Raw genomic sequence first — 26802 nt, forward strand, 5'->3', positions numbered from 1 at the left:
CCTAAACGTATACGTTCATTCTAACCATAAATAAGTAGCTTGCGAATCAATTTGGCGGCAACGGTATTACCACCTCCATTGCTCCATTGCTTTAACCTAGTGATTCCAGCTAAAGCGATATCGCGCCGGGAATAGATACCTGAAAGTTTTTTGCGATACTTCGCGCCCGTCTTAATCTCTAACTCTCCGATCCGCCCCGCCATGGCTGAGAAATAACAAGTGCGGGTTAGACTTAGCTAAGGTGGATTTCACTTTCGGGAAGGAGAATCTAGTGGCTGGCTCCAGGCGCATAAAACGTCGGCTATTTAAGCTGGTCATAGCGGTCCTCACCCTCGCGTTAGTAGCGATCATCGGGGGCGGAACCTTCTTATGGTGGCGTTACAACTCCCGACAAGCCCAAGCAACTGGCTACTTCAAAGTTAAACCAGTACTGCAAGAAGATTTTCGAGCCCAAGATTATGGAATCGTCTCCTTTCTTCCTCTTTGGGGGGAAAAATCCTCACTACAGCCAGCAACCTATGGGGATTATCGGATCGGCGCGGGAGTCACTAGTGATGGTTCCGGCGTTATCTTACAACTCGCAGAGGATGGCACTTCTGCCTGGTCAGTTAATTTAGAAGCCCCCTTAGCTGCCTGCGCCAGGCAAACAATCGGGGGAGCTGATGGAGACCACCGCTACCTGCCTTGTCTTTATCATTCGGGGAATGGTTCGGGAATAGCGGTAGTGGATTTGGAAATGGGAACTGCCCGCTGGATATGGGAATCTCCTGACTCTTATGTAAATATCGCGACCCTAGGATCCCAAATTATTCTGGTTGGGGAGGATCTGTCGCTGCTGCGTCTATCGGATCAGGGGGAACAAATAGCTGAAGGGTTAGTTTCCCAAAAAGCTTCTGATCCGCAATTCCAACCAGATATGAGTAACTGCAATCTAGACGAAAAGCCTACTGAGCAGGCTCCTGAGCGTTTTGAGATTTTCTCCGACACCTTGTGGGTTATCGGGCATAAAGGAATCAATTATCTGGTGGATCCGGAAACTAACCAGATTCAAGCCTCCAGTCCGGGAAGGTTAATCCGCAACGCTGACGATACTGCCTGGGTGCTAAGCCCCGAAGATGGCTGTGCCAGATCCCTATTTATTCAACCCCAACGCGCTCATGTAACTACCCTCCCGCAAGGAACTACGGTTCCCTCCGATAACTCGGGGCAACTGTTAGATCTGGTGCAAAAAGGGGGAAAGCTTTTCCATATGGACTGGGAAAAACTGCGCTCCCTACGCACCCTCTTTGACGAAACCGACATGAAACTGGGAACTGGAACCCAGGTGCTAACGACCCCAAAATCGCTATATATCTCCAGTAATAACCAGCTCGGCTGCTATTCACGAAAGACCGGGAAACAAATCTGGTCGTTTAGCGAGAATGTAAAAGAGATGCGTTTGCATCAAGATATTTTGCTCTACACCAATGATGACGGCGTGATTAAAGCGATTTCCACCTCTGATGGAATTGAGCTTTGGAACATCACTACTCCGGCCAACGCCTACTTCGATTCGGTAAAGGATGACAAAAAACTGCACACTCTTGCCCCAGAAGGGATCCAGACATGGGGGCGACAGGTCGGCGATAATCAGACAGTAGGGCACGGAGCCGCCAATCCGATGAGCAAGGCGGAACCCGGTGTTACTTTCCCGGTTGATTCTTGCATCCGAGTTAGTGATACCGACGGTTCTGGCAGTTCCTACCAGGTGCAATTCAATCGCGTTTCCTGCGAACTAAAAGGAGCAGAAAAGGTTATCCGGATCATTGATACTGGGCAAATCGATCGTGGGAAACCAGCAGCAGATTATCTCAAGAAGTGTTTGGAAGATCCCCAGGCCACTAGCGCAATTACTGTAACCAGTGCTATTGCCGATCCTAAAATATCTGCGCTTTGTACCGGTCAGGTGGCTAGCGGCACCACACAGGTTCCATCGCGCTGAACCTTCAGCCCCACCTCTTGGACAGATTCCTTGGATGATTCGGCTTTCAATAAATGGGTTATCGATACGGCTAGCGAGCCGCCCAGCTTTAAAATTAGTTGCCTAGATCTAGGACGTCTTTATGGCGTCCCCCGTACCAACTGTTTGTCCGGCGCATTGCGGCCCGTTGGATTAGGGTAACTGCGACCCCCGAAATAGCGGCAAAAAGCACTACTTCTACCAGCGAAGACTGGGCTGCTTCCTCCCCATCCTGCGGGGGCTTGTGCCCGGTAACGAGTTTCCAACCGGTGTTAATCGCCAGGTTAGCGAGCAATCCTGCACCCGCCAAGCTCGCGGCACTTGCTACTTTCCAGCCAATATCCATGGTTTGCCTTTCCGCTTTGATAGTTACTACTAACCTACCCTAGGTGCCCACGCCCTGTTCCCAAATCCTATTTACTCTTTCCAGGGTGATCTTGATCTTCACTCTTAACAGGGGAATCATCCTCGGTCTCAGCAGAATATTTTTGCTGCTTAAGCTGAGCGAGCTCCTGGCTAACTTGATCTTTTTCGAGGGCGCGGCGCACCAGTTCCCGTTCGCGCTCAGTTGCCTGATGCCTTTGGGCCTCATGTTCGGCGTATTCAGAAATCAGCTCGCTCCCTTTCATTAGGGACACGCAAACTAAACCGATTAGGGATAGCACTAGGAGGGGCACAAAAATATCTCCCAACGCGCCCGCGTAGGCATCCCGGACTACCTGTTGTTGCGCAGCGGTGAGTTTATCTAATTCCAGGGTAGACAGCTCAGCCATGGCGGCACCCTTATCCCCCAGTTTCGACATCCCGGCGCTAACCTGACGGGTGATCTCCCAGGTGAACACGAAACCGCAGATTTGGATTCCGATCGCGCCGCCCATAGACCGACAGAAAGTAACTGTCGAGGTCGCGGCCCCCATATCGCGCAATTTAACCCCATTTTGTACCGCTAAGACCAGGTTTTGCATACTGGCCCCTTGACCGGCACCCAGCAGGAACATTCCCAGGGCGCAGAACCAGTAGGGGCTGTTTTTATCAATCAGGGTGATAAAGAAAATACCCAGACACATCACCACGAAACCGCCGACCACGAAGCGCTTCCAGCGTCCTATTCGCGACACCAGTTGCCCGATTAAAGTGGAAGCGATAAAAGTACCGATCATACCCGGCAGCAACGCCATCCCCGCCAGTGCCGGATTCATACCTTTGGCGATTTGGAAGAACTGGGTAAAAAACACGGGTGGGGCATTAAGCGCGGTTCCCACCGAGATCGACCCTAAAATTGCTAGCAGGGTGGCCCGCTGGGTAAACATCCACATAGGCATGATTGGTTCTGGAAAATGCAGCTCCCAGAGCACGAATGCCACCAGGAAAAATACCGCTAAAGCCAGCATCAGCGCAGTTTGCCAAGAGGTAAAGGCGAAGGCTTTGCCCGCTAGGGAGAGCCAAATCAGGGCGGCTGATACCGCGGCAGTTATCAGCCCAGTTCCTAAGAAATCGATACGCGGTTTACTGATTTCGGCTGCCGGAACTTTCAAAAAACGCCAAAGCACCGCCATAGCTGCCAGAGAAAAGGGGATCGAAACCCACAGGCACCACCGCCACCCCAGCCAAGGGGTGGCCACGATGAACCCTCCTACCAGGGGACCGGAGACATTGGAGACCGCCATGACTGCCCCGATATATCCGTTATAGCGACCGCGTTCACGAGGCGGAATAATCAGCGCCATAACGACTTGGGTGAGCGACATAATCGCCCCCATCCCTAGCCCCTGCAAAATGCGGGTAAAAATCAGTTGCCAGGCGGCAGTGACTGCTCCCGAAAGCAAAGATCCCAAAGTAAAAAGTCCGATCGCCCCCATCAGTAGTTTCTTCGAGTCATACATATCGGCAAGCTTGCCGGACACCGGGGTGGCTACCGTAGCCGACAGCATCATGGCGGTAACTATCCAGGTGTATTGCGATTCGCTACCACTAAGGGCAGACATCATCGTGGGTAACGCCGTGCCAATGACGGTTACGGACATTACCGCTACGAATAACACCATCAGCAACCCGGATAAAACTTGCAAGACCTCTGAAGATCGTTCGGGCCGAGCGGCCTGGTTCTTAAGACTCATATAGCTCCTTGCATACCGCGTTCACCGTTAAATCCTAGTCACCGCTAGAAAAAGTTTTCTAGCCTATTGACAAAATAAGCAGCTATTTTTTAGGCCAGTGATCGCAACGGCTAGTTTGCCGCCCTTACTGGTAGCTACCGGCAGCAGGAGAAACTAATTCCAAGTCACCAAAAAGGAGTCTTCGTCTACCACAGTTCCCTGGGCTACCTGTGCCAATAGGCGCGCCGCATCTTCAAAGGCATTAGTTACTTTCATCCTGGCCACCCGTTCTACCCGGCTAAGACGCCGGTTTCCTTGCGGCTGCCCTAACCATTGCAGCTGGTAGATAGCGAACGGCTTTCCATGATGAGGGTGGAACCGCAGCGCGCACGGCACCTGCAGGCTGGCTTGGACTCCGAGAAAGAAATCTGCCCCCAAGCCTAGGGAGCCGTACAGGGCAAAAGCGTCGTTATCACTTAGCTGGCTACCTACTTCTTTGTCGAAAGCCTCTGCCTCTGCCGCTATCCAAGCTAGTTCCTCTTCTCCCAGTTGTGCGGTGACCACTGCTTCGGCCTCCCGGTTCCAGCGCTGTTCGCGGCGACTGGAGGGTTCGGGAACTCCCGGGTCTGTACGCAACTCCCCTAATACCGGCGATAGCAGTTTTTGAAGACTCTTTTTTTCTATCCAATAGGGCGAATACACCGCCAGATTCACCGCCGAGTCCGGGTCGGGGGAAAGAAGCTGGGCTGAGGAATTTTTCTCACGATTGCCGGGTCCTACCCGCAGGCTCCCTCCCAGTCGCCGGCAAATCGCCAAAAGACCGCTGAGTGCTTCATATTCCAGGCCGAGGGGTTCACTGGCTGCAAAAGCATCGGTGAGCAAGTCGACTCCCCGCAATTCTTCCGAAAGTTTCCCAGAGCGCTCCCGCGGACAGTCTAAGCGGAATGCGGTTTTACTATGCGCGGGAAGCCCCAGAGATTCTCGCACTGATTGGTCTAGCGTGAATGGGCCTTTCAGCTCGGCCGCTCCGCTCAGGCGCAACCGGCCGGGGGCTATCCAACCGGCATCCTCCCAGAGGGAAACCGCCAGCGCCTCTACTTCTTCCGGGGTGACCTCAGCGGGAAAAACTACTAGCTGTGGGCAACCCTCAGTGGTAAATTCTGCGGCCTGCAAGCGTCCTCGGGAGCGCATATAAGCGGCTCCGGGATTGATAGCTGCCACTTGCGTTTGGGGTTGTAATCCCTGCTCGGTTAGCCGGATAGCCTGAACTTTCCCGGTTTCTATCCGGGCAAAAGTAGAGGTGTCGCTAATCGGATTATCGCTCACTGCTCCTGTTCCATTTCCGGCACTTCACTGCGGCTAAAGCGCAGGTAGGAGCGGGAGGCAGTGGGGCCGCGTTGACCTTGGTAACGTGAGCCTCTCTCCTGGGAGCCGTAGGGTTTTTCGGCAGGTGAAGACAGCTGGAAGAAACAGAGCTGACCTACTTTCATCCCCGGGTAAAGCAGTATCGGCATAGTGGCGGTATTCGACAGCTCTAAGGTGACATGACCATTAAAACCGGGATCGATAAATCCCGCGGTGGAATGAGTTAGCAGCCCCAGACGCCCTAGGGAAGATTTTCCTTCCAGGCGGGCAGCCACGTTGTCGGCTAGGCGCACCCGCTCCAGAGTAGATCCCAACACGAACTCTCCGGGATGCAGCACGAATGGTGCATCCTCCCCCACATCCACCAGGTGGGTGAGGTCATCTTGGGGCAGAGCCGGGTCGATTACCGAGTATTTATGGTTATCGAAGAGCCGAAAGTACCGATCCAGGCGCACGTCGATAGAGGCAGGTTGAATCATCTGCGGATCGTAAGGATCAATTTCAACTTCTCCGCAGGCACACAGTTTGGCAATGTCACGGTCAGATAAAAGCATAGCTTCAGTCTAGCGCAGGCGGCATGCACCGCTGGGCACGGACGAGGCATTTCCTGTCGCCGGGTTTTGATAACAGCTATTAAAGAGGCCGCGCGCGCTCATCCATCCCGATACGGCGGTAGGCGCGCGGGATCGCGAAGAATGACCAGAGGCAACCACAAAATGCTAGGATCCCGGTGATCTCGGCTGCTACTGCCGCGCTGGCCAGTCCCACTATGGCGGAGGTTAGGAAGGGACCTATGGTAGGGCCGATTTGGGAAATAGATTGCCAGATCCCTAGGAACCGCGAACGCCCTACCTCAGGAGATAGGTCTGCTCCCATCGTGAACAAGATACCGGCAGCCAATCCATTACCTAAACCGACGGTGCAGGCCGAGACAAAATAGGGAACCATGCTACCTGCCTGGCCTAAGGCAACGAATCCGGCACCCATAATCATCAGGGAAGGAATGATAGCCGCGCGGCGCCCCAAACGATCCATTAGCTGCCCGGAGGCATAGAACACCGCCACATCCATCAGAGCGCTAACCGCGAAGGTCGCGGAAATCACTTCATTAGAAACCGCTAGGGCCCGCCCCGCCAGGGGCACGACTACTATCTGCCCTGCCCGCACCAGGGACAGCAAGACTGCGCATACCGCCAGTAGGGCGGTGGCGGGCGCGTCGGCGGAAACTCGCTTCCCGAGCTTTGCCGGCTCATTTGTGACGGATGTTTTCTGGCGTGGGGAGACTGTCCGCGCCGCTCCCGCAGCTAACATATGGGGATCGGGGGCGGTGAAAACCGCCACTAGTGCCGCAGCTAGCAGCGCCGTTGCTATCTGTAAGTAGAATGCTCCGTCGACTCCCCAGGCAGCGATAACTACCGAGCCGATGGCGGGACCTACCAGCCGGCCCAGCCGGGCGATCCCTCCTAACATGGCCATTGCCCGAGCTCTAAAAGCAATCGGAACCGTTTCGGTTACGTACGATTGCCTTCCTAGCTGCCAAATCCCGCTGGAAAGCGCCAGTGCCACTATTGCGCACAGGTAAATCAGTTGCGCAAAACTGTGTCCGGGAAATTGCAAAGAAATCAGGGTGGAAACTAGGGCAAGGGTTGCCAGTAGCGAGCCGGTAATTAGGGCGTTGCGATCCCCTAGCCGGTCCACGAAACGCCCGATTAGCGGGCCGGTAATCACCGCAGTGATCCCGGCGATTCCTACCAGCGCCGAGGCTAAGGACGCGTGCATTCCCAATTCCAGGGCGGTGATTACCATAACCGCATTCAGGGTTCCCAGACCGATTCCCCAGGTTAGCGAAGGCGCGTAAAGAGGCAGTGTCAACTGCACTAGCGGTGAAGACGGAGGACGCGGCATCTAGTAAGTATAGTGCCACCGTTCCGCGCTTCGAAGGTTTATCCGTTGCCTGGAAACGGTGTAAATCTGCGCAATCGCCAAGTAGGGATTTTTGGCACGTAAAAACCTTTTCGCTTGTGAAAGGGCGCGCCCCTTATTCCTTAGTGAACTGCCATAGTTGCCCAGCCAAAGGTGGGTCTTTTAGCGCCCTGTGCAATTAAAATTGCAACACGTGTGTTTGGAAATTCCCAAAAAAATAGACGAAAAACCAGAAACCCAAACATACAGGGTAGATCCTGTTGCAAGTCTGTGCAACGCTTTTCAGAGGACATAATTGCAGTTAGATACGCTTTAGTCTTTGAAAAGACGTGTATAAATGAAAATCTAAACGCAAATATGTGCAAAGTCCTTGCTATCCACACGAGAACTAAACATGAGCTATAACCTGAAAAAGAGTCACAGGAGGAGATTCTGGGACAGTCATTGACGCGCGGCAGCGACGCTGCGTTCGATTCTGGAGGCAAAGGGTGAGAAAACTAGAAGTCGATGTGGTGGTGATCGGCGGCGGTGCCACCGGCAGTGCCGTAGTACGCGACGTGGCCATGCGAGGATTCAAAGCTGCACTGGTCGATCGGGTGGATTTAGCTCAAGGCACCACCGCTAGGTTCCATGGGTTACTTCATTCGGGAGGACGTTACGTAAAATCCGACCCCGAATCCGCTACTGAATGTGCGGAAGAAAATGACATTTTACGGAAAGTGGTTCCGCACGCCATCGAAGATACCGGCGGTCTGTTCGTTACTACTTCAAAAGACAGTGAAGAGCACGCCGATATTTTCTTAGAGTGTGCGAACAAGACCAAGGTTCCGGCCTATGAAATTTCTCCGGCCGAGGCCCTCAAACGTGAGCCCCGTCTGGACCCGAAACTCAAGCGAGCTTTCGCGGTGCAGGATGCCACTATTGATGGCTGGAAGATGGTTTGGGGATTTGCGCACTCCGCTAAAGAGTATGGCGCCGAAATCCTTACCTACCATTGGGTTACCGGTATTGAAGTCACCAATGGAGCAGTCAGTGCTGTCACCTGTGAAGACCATAAGCACGGCGGGGAAAAAGTCCGCATCGAATGTAAATTCATCATCAACTGCGGTGGTCCTTGGGCAGGCGAAATCGCCGCTATGGCAGGTTGCCACGATGTGAATGTGGTTCCGGGTGCGGGCATCATGATCGCCATGAATCACCGCATCTGCCAGCACGTGATAAACCGGTGTATTTATCCTTCGGATGGAGACTTGATTGTTCCTGCCCATCAGGTCGCGATTATCGGTACTACCGACCAGGTGGCCTCCAGCGCAGACTTCCTGCAGATAAAAGATAAAGAAGTCCAGCAAATGCTAGATGCCGGAGATGCGCTGCTGCCCGGGTTCCGTCATTCTCGTCCGTTGCACGTTTGGGTAGGAGCCCGCCCCTTGGTTAAAGACAATCGGGTGGCAGCCACAGATTCGCGCCATATGTCCCGCGGGATGTCAGTTATGGATCACGAGGAACGCGACGGGGTCAAGGGCATGCTCACCGTGGCCGGCGGCAAACTAACTACCTGCCGCCTAATGGCTGAACGCGCTGTTAACATTATGTGCGACATTATGAAAGACGAGCGTCCTTGTCGCACCGCCGAAGAAGCGGTTCCCGGTCAAGAGGGTGCCCGGCAGCACCGGCTTACTGACCGGCTGCACGCGCGCGAAAAAGAATGGAATAAAGACCAGATCATTTGTGAATGTGAACTGGTTTCCCGGCGGATGCTAGAAGAAAAGATTCGGGAATTCCCGAGTGCTTCTCTCGATGATCTCCGCCGGCAACTCCGGATCGGGATGGGACCGTGTCAAGGCGGATTCTGCTCCATGCGCTGCGCCGGCATCGTTAACGAAGAGGGCGCCGCTTCAGTTGAACGCGCTACCAACATGATTTCTCTATTTATGAAGAACCGTTGGATTGGCATCAAACCGATTCTCTTTGGGGAATCGACTCGCGAAACCGCCCTCGATAACTGGATTATGCAGGGGATTTTCGACCTGGAGCATGCCCCCGGAAAAGCCCAGCTGAGTGAGGTAGCGCTCAACCCGGTCGAACAAGAACGCGATAAACAAGAACGTGAAGCCGTAAAGGAGGCACTAGCGTGAGAGACGTAGTAGTAATCGGTGCTGGCCTTTCCGGTCTTAGCGCTGCAGTTCGGCTGCTTGAGGCCGGACGGGAAGTTGATTTAATCACCAAAGGCATCGGGGGAATCCAGCTCGGTCAAGGCACCATTGACCTGTATGGATACGACCCGGACCGGGTAAATAATCCTTTAGAGGCAATCGAGAAGTTACCGGAATCCCACCCTTACGGAAAACTGGGATCGCAGGCAGTTGCGGACGCCGCTAACTGGCTAAAAGAGCAGCTAGGGGCAGATTTGCTGGCCGGCAGCCCAGATAAGAACGTATTTTTGCCTACCTGCCTAGGCGCTTGGCGTCCCACCTGCCTACCCCAACCGTCAATGCTGGCGGGAGCAGCCGCGGATGGCAAGAAATACGTAATCGTAGGATTGCGGCGCCTCAAGGATTTTTATCCCCAATTGGTGGCTGAGAACCTGGAAAAGGAAGAGATTCCCGGCGGGGGTAAAGTTTCTGCCCGCCATATCTGGATCGATATCCCGGTGCGCCATGACGAAGTTGACACTTCCGGATTGAATTTTGCCCGCGCCCTCGATACCGAAGATTTCCGCGCGAATTTCTGTGACGAGGTCAAACGTCATTTGAAAGACGGCGAAGTAGTTGGTTTCCCCGCGGTGTTGGGACTAAAAGATCACCATGCTTGGAAAGATATTGCTCGCCGCCTGGGACATGAGGTGTTTGAGATTCCGATTTTGCCGCCCTCGATTCCGGGGATGAGGATCAACGACACTCTCACCCAAAAGGTACGGGATCTGGGAGTACGCTACATTATTGGCAGTGAAGTAACCGGCCTTAACGTTAGTGATGGCCGAGTAGCAGCCGTGACCTTTGATTCTGCTGGCTCGGAGACAACTCTTGAAGCTAAGCACTTTATCTACGCTGGTGGCGGTTTCGAATCCGGTACTTTGCACGTGGATTCTTACTGGAACGTCACCGAAAGAGCCTTTGATTTACCGCTAGCAATCCCGGAAGGACCGCTAGTTCACGAAGACTATTGGGGACCAAACCAGCCCCTGTTCGAAGTGGGGGTAAGGGTCGATTCCCAAATGCGGGTACTGGATGATTCTGGGGCTCCGCTATATGAGAACCTTTACGCCGCTGGCGGGTTGCTGGCGGGAGCCACCCGGTGGCGGGAAAAGTCAGGTGACGGCATTGCTGTAGCTTCCGCTTTGCGGGCTTGTGACACGATTTTGGGGGATACCAATGACTAAGGATTTACGCAATAAACCCGAGTTCAATCCGCTGATGCGAGCCAGCTTGGATGCTTGCGTCAAATGTACGATTTGTGAAACCCAATGCCCGGTGGCAGCGGTTACTCCCCTGTTCCCCGGACCTAAGTATGTGGGTCCGCAGGCGGAGCGTTTCCGTAAGGGGCTATCGGTTGATCACACTATCGATTACTGTTCCAGCTGTGGCACCTGCACCTTGGTATGTCCGCAGGGGGTAAAGGTTGCAGAGCTCAACAACGTGGCCCGCGCCGCGATGAAGCAGCAAAACGGCCGTCCGTTGCGCGACGTGCTCATCTCCAACACCATGTTTATGGGCAAGGCGATGACTCCGGTGGCGCCGCTGGCTAACTGGGCGCTAAGGCAAAAACCGATTCGCCAGATCATGGAGAAAACTTTCGGGGTTCACCATGAAGCGCCGATGCCGGTAGCTGATGGGTTCAGTTTTGAAAAATGGTTCAAGAAGCATACTCGTACCGCTCCTGCCCCCACCAAGGGTAAAGTGGTGTTCTTCCACGGTTGCGCAGGTGAGTTCTTCGAAACCACCACTTCTATTCGCTCGGTGCAGATTCTGGAGCACCTGGGATACGAGGTATTGGTACCGCCTCATGGCTGCTGCGGTCTAGCGCAGCAGTCTAACGGTCTTTATGACGGGGCAAAGAAGCTGATTCGTAAGCTGGCGCATGATTTGAACGTTCCGGGAGATGACCTGACAATTATCGGGTCTTCCGGTTCCTGCGTGGGCATGGTCAAGCATGAGGCTCGCGAGATTCTGGGAGTTCAAGATGAGGAGCTCGAGCAGGTTTCGCGGCGCATCTGGGATATTTCCGAGTTCCTGCTGGATCTGTATGACCGGGGCGAACTGGATCTGGATAATCTGGAGCCGATGAACCTGACGGTTACTTATCACGCTCCCTGCCAGCTCAAATCCACGGGGATTGGTACCCCGGGCAAGCAGCTTTTGGACAAGATTCCCGGGCTGACCGTCCACGAATCGGGCGCCACCTGCTGCGGGATTGCTGGTACCTACGGGTTGAAACGCGAAAAGTACGATATTGCGCAGGCAGTAGGTAAGACCGCCTTCGACAAGATTAAGAGCACCAACTCTGACCTGGTAGTTTCGGATACCGAGACTTGCCGTTGGCAACTGGAGAAGGGCGGCGGCAAGCCGGCTGTCCACCCAATCTACCTGTTGTTTGAGGCCATGGGGCTAAAAGATAGCTAACACTAAGTTAACCGGGGTTTAGGCTCCGGTTGCTGGATATCTATTTTTGAGGACGCAGCTAGGCTGGTTTTTTCAGGACGTGACTTATAGCTTCGGCTATAGGCAAGTCGGGTTCTAGCCAGTCTAGCTGCGTTACTTTTTCTGCTGGGCTCCACTGCAAGCTGAGATGGGAATCCCCCGCCTGCAGAGCCGGTAGCTCGCGGGGATGGTAAATCATTACTCGTATCTGGGCGCCTTTAAGCAGCGGCCAGTTCCCCGCGGGGAGCGGTCCAGCTAAGATCCGCCCCAACTGGGAGGGAGGGATCTCCCAATCGAGTTCCTCTTTTATTTCCCGCACCAATGCTGCCACTGGTTCCTCGCCCTCGCGCACTTTTCCGCCGGGTAGCTCCCATTTGCCGCGTAGTTTTTCCGGGTAGGATCGCTGCGCGCATAGCAGTTTTCCGTCGCAGATGGCCGCTAACGCTACTACGAAAGTCATTTGTTCCTCCCTGGGGTTGATGAGTCCAAGTTAGCCGCTTAGTCCATCATTGTCGGTCGTTTGTTCTCACTTTAACTGCTCGTTTTGAGTGGGGCGGCGGTACTGGTTATACTCTAAAGGCGGCTAGATGCCAACGCGGGTGTAGTTCATCGGTAGAACGACAGCTTCCCAAGCTGTAGAGGCGAGTTCGATTCTCGTCACCCGCTCTGAGTGAGGATCGTGAATATGAAAGCTTGCTTTCATATTTCTGATCCGAGCGAAGAAGGGTAGGCACCACAGGTGCAACTACCCGCTCCGAACGGAGGTGCAAGCACAAGCGCGGAACGCGCTTGAATGCTTGTGACCGGAGTGAGGAAGGGTCGTAGGGAGCGCAGCAACCGAACACCCGGTTTACTTAGTTTTCATCTGCGTCTGGTGCAGAACGTTTGAAACGGTAGCACAAAACATAACAGGTAATGGCGAGGGCTAAACTAGAAAGAATATTAGCTACACCAGTAATAACGCTGACTGCACCGCAGAGCAGTAGTACCGTGAATACTCCACTGCACCCCGCTAAGCAGCAACCAATAACCCAGTACAGATCGGGATTCTTATACCACTGCATAACCACTGCTCCCGTCTCATAAAAACCAAAAATCTCTCAGTCAGAATACCGGAAAACTCCGCAGCTTGATTTTTCCGGCTCTACTTACGGAATCACGCCCGGATTTAGACAGCTTATAGTCGCCGTCCCGAAGCTTGAGGTAGCCAACAGAATAATGGATTACATATATTAAATAATGAAGTACACTGATAATAACTATAAAAAAAGGGGGATATGTAATGAAATCAACAACATCAAATGTTAATTTTAAGCTCGATACTGATGTCAAAGAGTCGATGGAAGATGCATGTAAAGCTATGGGGTTGACTCTTACCGCCGCCTTTACGATTTTTGCAAAAAAAGTTGGGACTGAACGACGTATCCCCTTCGAAGTAGCGGCGCCAGTATCCGATTACGCGCGCGCTTTACATCGAGATTCGGCAGCCTACCGCGCAGGACAGCTTGATACCGTTAGCTTAGAAGAACTGATGGCCCGCTATGGAATGGAAAATTGATTTCACCCGGCGCGCAGAAAAGGCTCTTAGCAAGATTGATGCCACCTCCGCGAAGCGAATCCTAAACGAACTCCATACTGTTAGCCAGCTAGCTAACCCCCGCTCAAAAGGTAGAGCCCTAAAAGGTGAGCTAACCGGCTACTGGCGTTATCGCGTGGGAAACTACCGGGTTATCTGCGACATCGTGGACTCAGAGCTGCTGATCCTAGCGATTGATTTGGGACACCGCCGCGATATCTATGAAAGATGAAAGACTGAAGTAACTTACAGCGACAAAGCCTCTTCCAATAAGCATCATCGGCGATTATCTTCCACTGACGTTCGACCGTACTACCCAAGGAAAAACAGGCGAAGAAGGCTATTTAATCTTTAGGTCGCGAAGTAAGATAGCAATATGATAATCACGACTAATCCGATTGCAACGACTGCTCCGTCACTAGAGCGGCTTCGTGCTGCCGATGATGACGTACGTGATGTTATCAAGCACCATAAAGGCACAGGAAGATACTGGGTTTTTGGTTCGGTTGCCAGGGACGAAGCAACCAAAGATTCGGATTACGACTTGTTGGTGGAATTCCTTCCGGGTGCGAGCTACTTCAACTTGGCAGCTTTAGAAATTGAGCTAAGCAATCTGCTCCACAACCCGGTTGAGATTATGCCGAGCTCTTCTAAAGGGTACGCGGCAGACCACGCACGTTCCCAGGCAATCGCGGTAAATCATGACCCCAACTCCTGATCCAAAAGTTGTGGCTAAAGCACTTGCCGAGCTCGCTGAGGCGGTGAAGCATGTCATCAGCCAGGGAAGAGAGCTTTTCTTGTCGGATTCTTCCGAAGCGGAACTCCTCTACCTTGCCTCTTGTCAGATAATTATTCGGCTACAAGCAATGCTTGAAGACCTTCCGGCTGAAACCGTGGCTCGATGCACAGATCTACCGTTAGCCGAAGTTCGTGGTATGCGTAACCGCATGGCGCACGGCTACCTTGACATTGACAAGTCAATGCTGTGGGAGACGATGTCACACGAGATAATTCCGTTAATCGAGAACATAGTTGGCCGGATTGAAGACTAATCAGTTTTCACGCTTCACGAACATTTTGAGTGGCTGTGAAGCCCACACCCGCGCTGAGTGAGGATCAGAAATGTCATAGGGAGCGCCGCGACCGAATACCCCTCCACTTGAATGCCAATCTGACAGCAAGTCATCCCCGTTATTAGCCCTCGACCGGGAACGCTAAGGCTGCAAATTTATTTCTTAAAGCCATTAATTTCACGCAATATTAATGCTATTGTAGGCACATAGTAACAATAATTGCGTGAAAAGAGGTGTTTCTGGTGGCTAATATATCGTTCCGAACTGATGACCAGACCAAGACACAGGCAGCGGAGCTGTTCCGCGACCTCGGGCTAGATATGAGCACTGCAATTAACATGTTCTTGAGGCAGTCAATTGTCAGCAACGGTATTCCGTTCACTCCGCGCAGGGAAAAATCAGCGAACCTAATTGCTCGCGCTGAAGCCGAATCCCGCACCGGAGCTTCCTTTGATAGCGTCACCGAGTTAATGGCAGATCTTAATGGAGCTGACTAGATTCTTTCACACTTCTATCATCTGAGTCAGGTGCAGATTGTTTGAAGCGGTAGCACAAGACATAACAGGTAATAGCGAGGGCTAAAGTAGAAAGAATATTAGCTACACCAGTAATAACGCTGACTGCACCGCAGAACAGTAGTACCGCGAAAACTCCACTGCACCCCGCTAAACAGCAACCAATAACCCAGTACAGATCAGGATTCTCGTACCACCGCATGACCACTGCTCCCGTCCCACAAAACCTTAAAATCTCTCAGTCAGAATATCGGAAAACTCCGCAGCTTGATTTCCCTTGTTTTCCGTACGGAATCACCGCCCGAGTTTAGACAGCTCATGAGCATTAATGCTCGACGCTTTGAGCAACAGGCTGCCAGCTACTTGAAGAGGTCGCGCCAACCGAAGGTGGTGCGCCGATAGATAGCGTTTTTGACCGCGCGAGACGGATCCTTCAAAAACCCCATGCCCTTCTTGCCATATAGGGGATTAACTGCGCGCTTAGCGGCTCTTTTAGCTCTGCCTGAGGTCGCTGCCTTGTAGGAACGCTTAGGGCTAGGTTTTCGCATACCGAAATTCATATTTCCACGATACCCATAGACAGCACTACAAACTATCGCTTTTTCGCTATCTTCTAAGAACGTAGACTCGGCTTCTTATTCAACTGTCCAAAGTGGGTTACTGCGCCCATCTTTCGGGGCTCCCATTTTTTCAAAGGGAATCAGGTCATTGTGGGGGAAGATCTAGGGCACAAAAACATTCAGAGGGCGCACTCTGCCCTTGGGTAGTGACAGCTCTACCTCCGGGTAGGTTTTGGCAATACCTAAAAATCAGTTTCAGCACTGTTCCCTGCTCCCGGCAGAAGGAATGAAATAGAAGGTATGAATCAAAATAAAGAAAAAGAGGTGCTCAGCACCGATAACATCACAAAAAGTTTTGGAAACGTTCGCGCCCTCTCCGGGGTTTCTCTACAAATTCACGAGGGCGAGTCGGTGGCAATCATGGGACCATCGGGGTCAGGAAAATCGACCTTGCTGCATTGCCTCTCCGGCGTCCTCGTTCCTGAATCTGGAAAGGTTCTATTCCGGGGCGAGGATATCGCGGCGCAAAAAGATGTAAAGCGCTCCCGGCTGCGGCTCAGCCAGTTCGGGTTTGTGTTCCAAGACGGGCAACTCATCCCCGAGCTGCCTGCCCGCGAAAACGTGGCACTCCCCCTGATTCTGACCGGAACTCTGCTCCCGAAAGCTTTAAAGCGCGCAGATCAACTACTCACCCAACTGGGGCTTTCTGAGCTGAAAAAACGGCGTCCGGGAGATATGTCTGGGGGTCAAGCCCAGCGGGTAGCAATCGCCCGCGCCCTCATCGGTAACCCCAAAGTGGTTTTTGCTGATGAACCTTCTGGCGCCCTCGATCAAGCTACCGGATACGAAATGATGGAAACATTGACCCGGGAAACACAACGCTGTGGGGCAGCATTAGTGCTGGTAACCCACGATATTAACGTAGCGAAATGGTGTTCACGTCTGATCGAGATTCGGGACGGTCAAATCCACTCCGATCGCGCGCTAGCGCCACAGTCAGGGAGGGCGTAAATGTCGAGCACTAACATAGCCAGTCCAGCTACCTCCTCGCGCGCGCAAAACCTAAACTGGTTAACCTGGCATCTCACCAAAGCCCGTTTCCGCTCTCGCCAGGGTGAATCTCTGCTTTATTTGGCGTCAATCCTGGCCTACACGGTGTGTGCCGGATTGGCGTTAACGGTTGCTGGCGGCACCTATATGTTTTATAACCGCTGGAGGAACCCCACGGGAATCGCTGCCCAGTTACTTGAAGCGGAGGCAAGTTTCGAAATCATTCTAAAGTTCTATTTCCTCTTAGCCATTTTGGCCTGCTCTCTAATAATCCCATCTTTAAGCTCGCTCGCCACCAAGGCGGCAGTATTGGGGGCACGAGGACGCGAAAAGCGTTTAGCCTCCTTGCGGCTGCTGGGTGTGTCCTCTGCGGAGGTAACCAAAATGACCCTGTTAGATACCCTGATCCAAGCGGCTATCGGTTCTCTGATCGGTACTGCCCTTTATTTCGCGACCCTACCTGCCTGGACTTTTCTTGAAATAGAAGCCAAATATATAACGGTTAAAGAGATGTTGTTGCCCTGGTGGCTGCTGTTAATAGTGCTGGCAGCAATCATTTTGCTGGGACAGATTTCCTCCTGGTGGGGAATGCAGCAGGTGCGAGTATCTCCCTTGGGAGTTACTCGCAGAGCAAGTCAACCAGCACTGCGCGCTTGGCGCCTGGTAGCTGCGGTAACTATTTTTGTCGCCGCTTTCATAGTCAGTCAGGCGACCCTGGGACTATCACAAACCTGGACGATAGCGATAGTCTCCGCTGTAATCCTGATAGTTATTTTGGGGTTCAATTTACTAGGCCCCTACCTGTTGCAACTAAATGCCCGCTTGCTGGCAAAGGTACCGATTCCCGCGATGGTACTGGCTTCTCGGAGGATAGTGGCCGATCCCAAAACTACTTGGCGGCGCGTAAGTGGTATGGGGTTCTTAGCTTTTATCGCGGGTTTCGTAGCTATGTCGCCAGTGCTGGTTAATAGTGAATATTCCGATGAGATTTCCAGCAACTTTATTTCAGCCACCCGTTGGGATTTCCAAACTGGCACCATGATTACCTTGGCGGTCAGCTTCACGCTGTGTGCCTGCGCCATGCTAATTACTCAGGCAGCAACAGTGATTGAAAATGCTGAGCAATCCCGAGCTTTGGCGAAAATGGGTGCCCCGCGCGGCTTCGAACTGCGCTCCATGTGGCTGGAAACCCTGGGACCCCTAGCGGTATCGGTGCTAGGAGGAGGAATCTTGGGAATAATTGCCGCGATGCCGATGGTGCAAATGCTAAATAAACTGACTGGGCAAACACCAGAGAATTCGGTGACTCAAATGAGCCTGTTAATGCTGGCAGGTTTAGCGGTTACGGCCGCCTCAATTCTCGCTAGCCACCCCCTGCATCGACGTTTACGCCTGCTGCAGCAACGCGCTAATGACTAAGGGGAACTGAGGAATCTAACTCAGCAAGTGTGCCTTAAGGACGGGGCAACATCTCAAGGGTGAAAACTCTGGGAAAGCTATCGCAGTTTTCCCGGAGTTTTCACCCTTTTCGCATAGTTTTCACCCTTTTGGGTGTTCCTAAGAAAAATCCTGGTTGTTACTTTGAAAATGCAGGTTTTCAAAATGGTGCACCTATAGGTGACTGCGTCTCGCTGCTAGGTATCTGTGCCGGCAGCGGGAACAACCAACAAACAGCTACTACTACTTAAGAAAAGAAAATTGAAATGGGTTTGATTCAGGCCTCCCACCTCCGGATAAAGGAACTTCAGATTTGCATTTCTGAGATTTTGAGCACCAATCGGCGTAACATAACAGCAAGGCATCATCGTTAAAGATTGTTCCTCGATCCGACCTCAGGTGCCGAAACTATTCGCTTTCTTGTTCGAAAGAATCAATGAAAGGAACCTTTATGTCCAGCGAGACAAACGTCTTGGAACGCTCCCGTGCCAATGGTCTAGTTATCCGCAGTGCCGTAGTGGCATCTGTAGGTGGCTTGATTTTTGGCTTTGACACCGCCGTTATTTCAGGAACAACTCACGCGTTAGAAATAGTATTCAAGCTAACCCCGCAATCACTCGGATTCACTGTTGCCTCAGCAACCATCGGCACTATCGTCGGTGCGCTGTCAGGCGGGGGTCTGGCCGATAAATATGGACGGAAAAAACTGCTATTTGTTATCGGCGCCCTATTCTTGCTAGGCAGCCTAGGCACTGCCCTAGCCCCAGCCTCCGCCTATTGGTTGTTCCTAGCCTCCAGATTCTTTGGAGGCGTCGGTGTCGGTATGGCCAGCGTATGTGCCCCTATCTATATCGCAGAAATTGCCCCCGCCCGGCAACGTGGCCGTCTAGTCGGGTTGGTGCAATTCAATATTGTGTTAGGCATTTTGGTGGCCTATGCCTCCAATGCCATTATTCGCGCTATTGCCCCCGCAGATACCGCTTGGCGTTGGATGCTTGGGGTTATGGCCGTTCCCTCTATTGTGTTTTTGCTGTTGCTGTTCACGGTGCCCGAAACCCCGCGTTGGCTAATGGCACAAGGACGCGATGATGAGGCAGAAACTATTAGCCTAAAACTCTGTTCCTCCCAGGAAGAATCTGATCAGGAACTAACCGAGATTAGACAGCAGATTGAGCGCGACTTGGAACAATCCAAGACCAAAGTTAATTTCTTCTCCAAGCGCTACCGGAAAGTAATGCTGATGGCAATCGCAATTGCCGCTTTCAACCAGCTTTCCGGTATTAATGCGATTCTTTACTATGCACCGATGGTTATGCAGGAGGCCGGAGCCGGCGAGAATGCTTCCTACCTAATGTCAATCGCCGTCGGATTCATGAACCTGGTTGCCACTATGACCGCGCTGACTGTCATCGACAAACTGGGACGTCGCACGCTAATGTTGGTGGGCTCCTTCGGCTACCTAGGCAGCCTGGGATTCTTAACCTTTGTAATGTTCCGCTTTGATGGACACTTTACCTCTGGCTCCTCGGTGCTAGTTTTGATTGGTTTGCTGGTATTCATCGCGGCACACGCCTTCGGCCAAGGCTCAGTTATTTGGGTGTTCATCTCCGAGATCTTCCCGAATAAGGTACGTGGCGCTGGGCAATCAGTAGGGTCCACTACCCACTGGACTTTTGCCGCCATCACCTCTGGAGTATTCCCCTCCATGATTGCCTTCCTCGGTGGCGGCTGGTCATTCTTAATATTCTTCCTGTGCATGTGCGGTCAGCTGCTTTGGGTACTGAAAGTAATGCCGGAGACCAAGGGAATTCCGCTTGAAGAAATGTCCAAGAAACTAGGAGTGGAGTAACTACCATGACAGAAATAAAAACAACCGATCGCCCGGTTCTTTGCTTGGGTGAAGCCCTGATCGATGTTATTGAACGGGCCGGAACCGTCGAAGAAAAAGTAGGAGGCAGCGTCTTTAACGTTGCCTGTGGAGTAGCCAGTTTAGGCCACCCCACCTCCTTGGCTTCTTGGTGGGGCGAGGACGCGCGCGGCAAGAGCCTAGAAGAAAAGTTAGCCTCCGCCGGGGTTGGCATTATTCCTGGCAGCGCTAATGCCGACAAGACTCCGATCGCTAACGCTCATGTAGATGAAGCTGGGCAAGCGACCTACGAATTCGAGTTAGAGTGGCAAGTTCCACCCCTGCCCGAAGTCTCTACTCTCAGCCACCTGCATACCGGTAGTTTTGCCGCTACCCTAGCACCCGGTGCCTCGGCAGTAGTCGCGGCAGTGAAAGCAATGGCGCCTCAGGGCACCGTCAGCTATGACCCCAACGTGCGTCCGGCCTTGATGGGTACTCCGGAGGAAGTACGTCCGCGGATTGAAGAACTGATCAGCCTAGCCGATGTGGTTAAAGCCAGCGACGAGGATATTGCTTGGCTCTACGGAAAAGACACTCCCCTAGAGACCGTGTTGCAAAAGTGGAAAACTATGGGACCGGGTCTGATTGTGGCTACCCGCGGACCGTGGGCTTCCTATGCCCTATGTGCTAATGACCGAGATATGCTAGCGGTCGATCCCCTAAATATCAAGGTCAAAGACACGGTAGGAGCCGGGGATTCCTTCATGGCAGGGCTGATCTCCGGACTGCTAGATGCGGGGCTGCTGGGTTCGGCAGAAGCCAAACAGCGGCTACGGAAGGCCCGCCTCAGCGACATTCAAGCAGCCCTACATCGGGCAACCGTCACCTCGGGAATCACGGTAAGTAAGGTGGGGGCTTATGGTCCTACCCAAGCCGAGGTCGCAGAGGTCCTCGCCAGCGACCCCACTCTCTAGGTGACAGGGTCCTAGAGCAAATACCAAAGATAATCCTGCGGGGGCGTCACGATAACGCCCCCGCAGACTTTTTTGCTAAGAAACGAACTAGGAAACGAATTCTTTCCCGTAATAGCAGGCCTTAAGCATATTTTCTATTTCCGCCATGGTAGCTTTACGCGGCGTACCGGTGTAGGACTCCCGATCGAAAGTACGCTGGGCAAGCTCGGGTAGCCGCTCCAGGAAATCAGCTTCCGATACCTGGAAGTCTTGTACCTTTAGCGGCACCCCAAAGGTGGCAACTAAGCTCTCCATAGCCTGCGCTAAAGCCTCCCCCGCGTCCTCTTCCCGGGCTTTAATCCCCAGGCGACGACAAATTTCGGCTAGCTGCCGCGGCGCTTGGAAACGCAAATAGTTTGGAGAAGCCACGAACTTGCGCGGCCGACCTCCTAAGAAGCGCACCACATTGGGGAGTACTGCAGGGAAGTATTCCTGATTGCTCCCCCCGAAGGCGGCCGCAAAAGTCTTGGTCAGTGAATCTGCCAAGCCCATCGCGGTATTACCTTGCGCGGTAGAAATCAAGAACGCCCCCTCGATAACTTTTTCCCGCTGATCCACCAATTCTTGACTGTCCTCCGCGGCATTAACGACCCGCGGCAAAGTCTGATAGACGTTCTCCAGACCATGCAGCGCCAAAGAATCCGTGTATTCACTGGCTTGGGTGGAGGTGTACGCCTCGATCGCACAGGAAACACCTTGGAAACCCCGCCGCAGCGCATCTTTTCGAGAAAAGGGTGCCCAGGTAGTATCCATAATCACGATTTGCGGCAAGAATGCGGTTGATTTGACTGGGCGAGCAAAACCGGTATCAATGTCGGTAATTGCTGTCGAGGGCGCTACTGAAGCTCGCCCTCCGGTAATAGTAGGCACGCAGATGAGTTGCGGAGAATTAATATGGGAGGGCAAGGAAATTTGTCCGGCACAGACCTCTTTAATTGATAACTCGGGGCAGGCAACGAATAGACGCAGGAACTTCGCTGCATTAATAACGCAGCGCTCCCCCACCGCAATAATTGTTTGCGGAGCGTAGCCCGCGATTTCTTGCACCTTTTTTTCTAGATATTCTGGGGTGAATCTCTTTTCGACATCATCTATAACCTGCACAGATATTTTTTCACTGCGCGTATATAGCAGCTGCATCACCACATCCAACTGCCCGCTATTGGCGGCGCGCTGGTTAGTGATCACCGTAATTTTGGTCCCCAGCTCCAGATTGGCTAGCTGCCGAATATAGCCAGAACCGAGATAGATTTGGTTAGGTACTTGGAAAGGCGTCATTACCGGGTTCCTCCTGGCTAGCCGTTTGATATTAAGCAGGTTAACTGCGCTGATATTATTTGACACCGAGTTGTGACCATAGGAGCCACAGCCGAGAGTCAGGGAGGGCACCATCGCGTTATATAGACCCCCGATAGCCCCGAAGGAACTGGGAGAGTTTTCAATAATCCGTACCGCATTAACTTCTTTGGCGAACTTGTCGATAACTTCCCACTCTCGACAGTGAATAGCGGCGCTGTGTCCCAGCCCGTCTTGTTCCACCATTTGGCGAGATAGTTCAATGCCTTCCGCCGCATTTTTAGCGCGCAACACCGCCAGGACGGGAGAAAGTTTTTCTCTGGTCAACGGCTCGTCATAACTTACCTCAGAGCATTGCACCAAAATGGCGGGAGTGTCCTCAGGAATGCTAAAACCTGCCATCTCGGCTATTTTCGCTGCTGGCTGTCCCACGACCGCGGCATTCAGCTTGGCACTCTTGCAGGCTTCGCTCCCGGCGCGCGCTGAGAATAGCAGGTCTTCTAGCTTCGCTTTTTCCTCTGCATTCGCCAGGTAACATCCGAGAGATTCGAACTCTGCCAGCGCCTGGTCAGCAATGGTTTCATCCAGGATAACTGCCTGTTCAGATGCACAAATCATGCCATTATCAAAGGATTTAGAAATGGTGACATCATTGACCGCATTTTTCACCACTGCGCTCTCATGAATATAGGCAGGGCAGTTTCCGGCTCCCACACCCAGCGCCGGCTTACCACAAGAATAAGCACTTTTGACCATGGCATTACCGCCGGTGGCTAAAATAACTGCCACTCCCGGATGATTTATCAGTTCCGAAGTGGCCTGCATTGAAGGCGCAGAAATCCACTGCACACACCCTTTAGGCGCCCCGGCATCCAGCGCGGCCTCATAGACTATTTTGGCGGCATGTGCCGAACAGTTTTGGGCGTGAGGATGGAAGGCAAAAATAATCGGATTACGAGTTTTAAGACAGATTAGGGCCTTAAAAATAGTGGTGGAGGTGGGATTCGTGACCGGAGTCAAAGCAGCCACCGCTCCGACTGGCTCCGCGACCTCTACAATCCCCGAGAATTCGTCCCGGGAAATCACCCCTACGGTTTTTTGCCCCTCTAAATCTTGGGCAATAACTTCGGAGGCGAAAACATTTTTTACGGTTTTGTCTTCAAAGTTTCCCCGCTTGGTCTCTGCTACCGCCTCGGCGGCGAGTACCGCATGGGCTTCCCGGGCTTTTCGGGCGGCGGTTTCCACAATGATATCTACGGTGCGCTGATCAAGTTTCTCAAAATTTTTGAGTGCCTGCTGGGCGTTTTCTACCAGCACATCTACCGCTGATTGGTCGGAAGCGTTTTCGGTGAGGACGGGAGTTGGTTTTTGTGGCGACATGACTAACTCTTTTCTATATTCCGTTTTATATTGGCTGAAGCTGTTTTACTTCGTCGGCAATTTAGCCTTAACGAAAAATTACTCTCAGCAGGCATCGCTTTGAATAATTCTGAAAATACCTCGTAGTATTAATTTTCAGTACCCTAAGTCTAAACAAACGTTTACGCACTTCAGGGGATTAAAGACCTAATTTAATGATACCTGTCCCCATACCAGCATTAACTCCGGCAACTTTGCAGGATTTTTATCAACTCAAGAAAGTGGCAACAGAGAAAACAATTTCTATCGCAAACCAGCCTAGAGGTCGACGGACTGGCTAAGACGATGCTGCATCAGCACAAATACCACCAGGGCTAACGATAGGTAAATCGGCAACCAGCCGACTGATAGATGCTGCGCTATTAGACCAAAAAGGGGTGGCATCACAAACACCCCCACGTTGTAGCTGGCCATTTGGACCCCGATTATTGCCCGCGAGTGCTCCCTCCCAAACATCTGGGGGGTGGCGTGAATCATCGCCGGATACAGCGGCGAACAGCCCAGTCCAATTGCCATGAGTCCGCACACCGTAACTATCGCCGGCCCCGGTATTAACAGCAGCAACACTCCGCCCGCCGCTAAGATCATCCCCAGCCGAATTAGTTGCTGGTCAGAATAGCGGATCGATAAGAATCCGCTGGCTGCCCGCCCTAAAGTTATCCCCAGAAACAGCATTCCCGCGAAGGCGGCAGCAGCAGCGGCATCCATACCTTTAAATAACTTCAGGTAGGTTCCACCCCACACCCCGGTGGCTTGTTCCATCACGGAATAGCAAAAGAAACAGGTCATTACCTCTTTTACTCCCCTAATCCGCACTACTTGCGAAAGTTTTAGAGGACGCGGGTGAGCTGAGGAGGCCTCGGATGCGGGCGATTCCTCAGTGTTGGCACCAGAGTCTTCTTGTTCCTGCCGTTTCCACAGCGGCAAACTCAAGAATAGAATCGCGGTAATGGTCAGCTGGGTACAGGAAATATACCAGTACCCGCTCTGCCAGCTCCCGCCCCCGGAAAGCGCTATTCCCATCACATAAGGGCCAACAGTAGCACCAATGCCCCAGGAACAGTGCAGCCAGTTCATGTGGGTACTTTTGAAATGCAGCGCCACATAGTTATTTAGGGCCACATCCACGCTACCTGCCCCCAGTCCATAGGGAATCGAACAGGCACACAGCACCCAAAAGTTAGGGGCAAGGGCGAAGCCTAGGATAGCCAAAGCAGTTAGCAACCCCGAAATCGCGGTCACTTTCCCGGTACCTAACCGGGAGATTATCCGATCCGACAGCAAGCTAGAAGTTACAGTTCCCAAGGAAATTATCATGGAGATAATGCCCGCATAGGAAACCGGCACCCCGAAATCCGGATAAATCTCTGGCCAGGCAGAACCTAGCAGAGAATCGGGTAGACCCAAGCTAATGAAAGCCAGGTAGATCAGGGATAGTAGTAAGTTCGTCACGAGCGCCTCCTTTCAAAAAAAGCTATCAGTTAAGGCCGCAAATGTACATTAACCGAGAGCTGCCTGCCGGGCTTGAGTTACCTCCCACAGATAAGAGTTGCGGGCCTTGCTGAAAATAATCAGCAAGGCCCGCTCCCGGTTTTAGGTTTCCCCAAAACCTATTTTTCTGGAGGTAATAGTTTAAGCCTCAAAGAGTTTTTGCCCCACGTAGTCTTCTCCCTCACCCAGACCGGGCGGCATCACCCACATACTGGTGGAAATATGCTGCAAATACTCGGTCATAGCATCCCCAGACATCTTCTTCAAGATGGGAATGAAGTTGGTTTGGGGGTTACGAACATAGGCAATAAACATCAGCCCACCTTCCAGGCGACCCAAGCTGTCAGTCCCCTCCATATAGTTGTATCCGCGCCGCAGCATCCGGTGTCCCCCATTGTTATCGGGGTGCACCATCGCCACGTGCGAATCCACCGGGATCAGCGGTTCCCCGTCTTCCCCCTTCTTCTTAAAGTCGGGATGGGTGAACTCGGTTCCTCCGGACTGGGGTGCTCCCTCTAACTTGTCGCGGCCAATGGTGTCTTCTTGCTCTTGTAAGACCAGTTCGTCCCACACTTCCATCATCTGTTTGATTTTACGGGTGCACAGATAGCTGCCGCCTGCAAAATATTTCCCGCCCGAATCGCCGGGCTGGATCCACAGATGCTTATTCAGCTCCGCTTCAGAATCTTCCTTTTTGATATTAGAAGTTCCATCCTTGAACCCAAAAAGGTTGCGGGGAGTTTTTTGCCCGGTAGAGGTAGAGGAAGTACGCCCATACCCCAGTTGCGTCCAGCGAACCGTCGCGGTGCCGAACGCCAGGCGGCTAAGGTTATGAATCGCGTGCATAGAGATCATGGGGTCTTCCGAACAAGCTTGCACCACGATATCCCCATAGCATTGATCCGGATCCAGTTTCTCCGCCGCCATCCGCGGAATCCCGCCCTTTAGCGGCTCTGGCATCCTATCGGCGATCCCCAGGCGATCTTTTCCATCTTTCAGGAAGAAACTTTCCCCAAAACCAATAGTGATCGTGAGGGCGCCAGGGCCGAGATCATAGGCTTCGCCAGTATCATCCGGGGGCGCGAGTTTGGACACTTTCGGATCGTTGACCGGATTACCGGCCATCATCCGCTCAGCCGCCAATGACCAGTCTTTAAGCAGCTGAATAACCAGTTCCCGGCTTTCAGTGGTCAGGTCATAGGCAGCCATCATCATCTGCTGCTGTTGGGGGGTGAGAATTCCCGGCTGGTGTTTACCTCTGAAAGGATAGGAAATCTTCATCACATCAGCAGCGGCTTCGCCAGCGGCCTCACCTTTGGATTTACCGTAGGCGAATCCTCCCATTCCCCCGATACCGATACCGGCGAGGGCAGCGATACCCCCGCCGATTAGCACGTTGCGACGAGAAATCCCCGGAGTATTATCCACATCTGCGGGAGCTTCCCCCGAGGAGGCAACCTCATCGGCTACCTCCTCGAGGTGACGGTTAACAGAGTTTTTACTCAA

At 52.7% G+C, this 26802-nt stretch carries 24 protein-coding genes and 1 tRNA gene; 14 read left to right on the top strand and 11 right to left on the bottom strand.

All coding sequences use genetic code 11. The features are described from left to right. Positions 1-20: 20 nt before the first annotated feature. The gene (locus tag AC1EKS_RS06195) at positions 21-203 is read right to left on the bottom strand and encodes a hypothetical protein (RefSeq protein ID WP_481009230.1); all 183 of its coding nucleotides are present in this window, start codon (positions 201-203) and stop codon (positions 21-23) included. Positions 204-271: 68 nt separating this feature from the next. On the opposite strand from AC1EKS_RS06195, the gene AC1EKS_RS06200 reads away from it, so the two are divergent. After that, on the top strand, positions 272-1981 hold the full coding sequence (locus tag AC1EKS_RS06200; RefSeq protein ID WP_481009231.1) for an outer membrane protein assembly factor BamB family protein: 1710 nt from the start codon (positions 272-274) through the stop codon (positions 1979-1981). Between the two features lie 94 nt (positions 1982-2075). On the opposite strand, the gene AC1EKS_RS06205 is transcribed toward AC1EKS_RS06200, so the two are convergent. The 5 genes from AC1EKS_RS06205 to AC1EKS_RS06225 all read right to left on the bottom strand — a co-directional run bounded on the left by AC1EKS_RS06205 (position 2076) and on the right by AC1EKS_RS06225 (position 7365). Further along, on the bottom strand, positions 2076-2345 hold the full coding sequence (locus AC1EKS_RS06205; protein ID WP_481009232.1) for a DUF4235 domain-containing protein: 270 nt from the start codon (positions 2343-2345) through the stop codon (positions 2076-2078). A gap of 67 nt (positions 2346-2412) precedes the next feature. After that, on the bottom strand, positions 2413-4116 hold the full coding sequence (locus AC1EKS_RS06210) for an MDR family MFS transporter (RefSeq protein ID WP_481009233.1): 1704 nt from the start codon (positions 4114-4116) through the stop codon (positions 2413-2415). Positions 4117-4269: 153 nt separating this feature from the next. Next, a complete protein-coding gene (locus AC1EKS_RS06215; protein WP_481009234.1) occupies positions 4270-5421 on the bottom strand; it encodes a hypothetical protein in 1152 nt (383 codons plus the stop codon). Next, the gene (gene dcd, locus AC1EKS_RS06220) at positions 5418-6014 is read right to left on the bottom strand and encodes a dCTP deaminase (RefSeq protein ID WP_481009235.1); all 597 of its coding nucleotides are present in this window, start codon (positions 6012-6014) and stop codon (positions 5418-5420) included. The genes AC1EKS_RS06215 and dcd overlap by 4 nt, the downstream gene beginning before the upstream one ends. A gap of 79 nt (positions 6015-6093) precedes the next feature. Continuing rightward, positions 6094-7365: an MFS transporter gene (locus AC1EKS_RS06225; RefSeq protein WP_481009236.1), complete on the bottom strand. Its 1272-nt coding sequence runs from the start codon at positions 7363-7365 to the stop codon at positions 6094-6096. Positions 7366-7871: 506 nt separating this feature from the next. On the opposite strand from AC1EKS_RS06225, the gene glpA reads away from it, so the two are divergent. From glpA to AC1EKS_RS06240, 3 genes are read left to right on the top strand one after another with little or no spacing between them, the layout of a single operon-like run. Beyond that, positions 7872-9518 carry an anaerobic glycerol-3-phosphate dehydrogenase subunit GlpA gene (glpA, locus tag AC1EKS_RS06230; RefSeq protein WP_481009237.1) on the top strand — a complete coding sequence of 549 codons (1647 nt, stop codon included), beginning with the start codon at positions 7872-7874 and terminating at the stop codon, positions 9516-9518. Beyond that, positions 9515-10762, top strand: coding sequence for a glycerol-3-phosphate dehydrogenase subunit GlpB (gene glpB, locus AC1EKS_RS06235; RefSeq protein WP_481009238.1), 1248 nt, complete (start codon positions 9515-9517; stop codon positions 10760-10762). The genes glpA and glpB overlap by 4 nt, the downstream gene beginning before the upstream one ends. Beyond that, entirely contained in the window at positions 10755-12002 is a 1248-nt protein-coding gene (locus AC1EKS_RS06240) for an anaerobic glycerol-3-phosphate dehydrogenase subunit C (protein WP_481009239.1), read from the top strand. Before glpB ends, AC1EKS_RS06240 begins: the two co-directional genes overlap by 8 nt. A gap of 58 nt (positions 12003-12060) precedes the next feature. On the opposite strand, the gene AC1EKS_RS06245 is transcribed toward AC1EKS_RS06240, so the two are convergent. Next, positions 12061-12480: an NUDIX domain-containing protein gene (locus AC1EKS_RS06245; protein WP_481009240.1), complete on the bottom strand. Its 420-nt coding sequence runs from the start codon at positions 12478-12480 to the stop codon at positions 12061-12063. A 135-nt stretch (positions 12481-12615) separates the two neighbouring features. Here AC1EKS_RS06245 and AC1EKS_RS06250 point away from each other — a divergent pair. The 6 genes from AC1EKS_RS06250 to AC1EKS_RS06275 all read left to right on the top strand — a co-directional run bounded on the left by AC1EKS_RS06250 (position 12616) and on the right by AC1EKS_RS06275 (position 15166). After that, a tRNA-Gly gene (locus AC1EKS_RS06250) sits at positions 12616-12686 on the top strand. A 616-nt stretch (positions 12687-13302) separates the two neighbouring features. Then, entirely contained in the window at positions 13303-13578 is a 276-nt protein-coding gene (locus tag AC1EKS_RS06255) for a type II toxin-antitoxin system RelB/DinJ family antitoxin (protein WP_481009241.1), read from the top strand. After that, complete coding sequence (locus AC1EKS_RS06260) at positions 13562-13828, top strand: type II toxin-antitoxin system RelE family toxin (RefSeq protein WP_481009242.1); 267 nt, start codon at positions 13562-13564, stop codon at positions 13826-13828. The genes AC1EKS_RS06255 and AC1EKS_RS06260 overlap by 17 nt, the downstream gene beginning before the upstream one ends. 144 nt (positions 13829-13972) lie before the next feature. Continuing rightward, positions 13973-14314 (top strand): nucleotidyltransferase family protein, encoded by a 342-nt coding sequence (locus AC1EKS_RS06265; protein WP_481009243.1) that lies wholly within the window; start codon positions 13973-13975, stop codon positions 14312-14314. A gap of 79 nt (positions 14315-14393) precedes the next feature. Continuing rightward, entirely contained in the window at positions 14394-14648 is a 255-nt protein-coding gene (locus AC1EKS_RS06270; RefSeq protein WP_481010314.1) for a HepT-like ribonuclease domain-containing protein, read from the top strand. Between the two features lie 263 nt (positions 14649-14911). Then, a complete protein-coding gene (locus AC1EKS_RS06275; protein ID WP_481009245.1) occupies positions 14912-15166 on the top strand; it encodes a type II toxin-antitoxin system RelB/DinJ family antitoxin in 255 nt (84 codons plus the stop codon). A gap of 377 nt (positions 15167-15543) precedes the next feature. Here the strand turns inward: AC1EKS_RS06275 and AC1EKS_RS06280 are convergent, their stop codons facing one another. Beyond that, a complete protein-coding gene (locus AC1EKS_RS06280; RefSeq protein WP_205407868.1) occupies positions 15544-15744 on the bottom strand; it encodes a hypothetical protein in 201 nt (66 codons plus the stop codon). Between the two features lie 300 nt (positions 15745-16044). Between AC1EKS_RS06280 and AC1EKS_RS06285 the strand changes: the two genes are divergently transcribed. From AC1EKS_RS06285 to AC1EKS_RS06300, 4 genes are all read left to right on the top strand, one after another. After that, positions 16045-16755: an ABC transporter ATP-binding protein gene (locus AC1EKS_RS06285; RefSeq protein WP_481009246.1), complete on the top strand. Its 711-nt coding sequence runs from the start codon at positions 16045-16047 to the stop codon at positions 16753-16755. Then, the gene (locus AC1EKS_RS06290) at positions 16756-18213 is read left to right on the top strand and encodes an FtsX-like permease family protein (RefSeq protein ID WP_481009247.1); all 1458 of its coding nucleotides are present in this window, start codon (positions 16756-16758) and stop codon (positions 18211-18213) included. Positions 18214-18682: 469 nt separating this feature from the next. Continuing rightward, on the top strand, positions 18683-20080 hold the full coding sequence (locus tag AC1EKS_RS06295; protein ID WP_481009248.1) for a sugar porter family MFS transporter: 1398 nt from the start codon (positions 18683-18685) through the stop codon (positions 20078-20080). Between the two features lie 5 nt (positions 20081-20085). Then, complete coding sequence (locus AC1EKS_RS06300; RefSeq protein ID WP_481009249.1) at positions 20086-21051, top strand: carbohydrate kinase family protein; 966 nt, start codon at positions 20086-20088, stop codon at positions 21049-21051. A gap of 87 nt (positions 21052-21138) precedes the next feature. Here AC1EKS_RS06300 and AC1EKS_RS06305 read toward each other — a convergent pair whose 3' ends face one another. The 3 genes from AC1EKS_RS06305 to efeB all read right to left on the bottom strand — a co-directional run bounded on the left by AC1EKS_RS06305 (position 21139) and on the right by efeB (position 26802). Next, the gene (locus AC1EKS_RS06305; protein ID WP_481009250.1) at positions 21139-23766 is read right to left on the bottom strand and encodes an aldehyde dehydrogenase family protein; all 2628 of its coding nucleotides are present in this window, start codon (positions 23764-23766) and stop codon (positions 21139-21141) included. A gap of 297 nt (positions 23767-24063) precedes the next feature. After that, on the bottom strand, positions 24064-25257 hold the full coding sequence (locus AC1EKS_RS06310) for an MFS transporter (RefSeq protein WP_481009251.1): 1194 nt from the start codon (positions 25255-25257) through the stop codon (positions 24064-24066). Between the two features lie 180 nt (positions 25258-25437). Further along, positions 25438-26802 carry an iron uptake transporter deferrochelatase/peroxidase subunit gene (efeB, locus tag AC1EKS_RS06315; RefSeq protein ID WP_481009252.1) on the bottom strand — a complete coding sequence of 455 codons (1365 nt, stop codon included), beginning with the start codon at positions 26800-26802 and terminating at the stop codon, positions 25438-25440.

The sequence above is a fragment of the Varibaculum sp. C0165D1 genome (assembly GCF_056590355.1).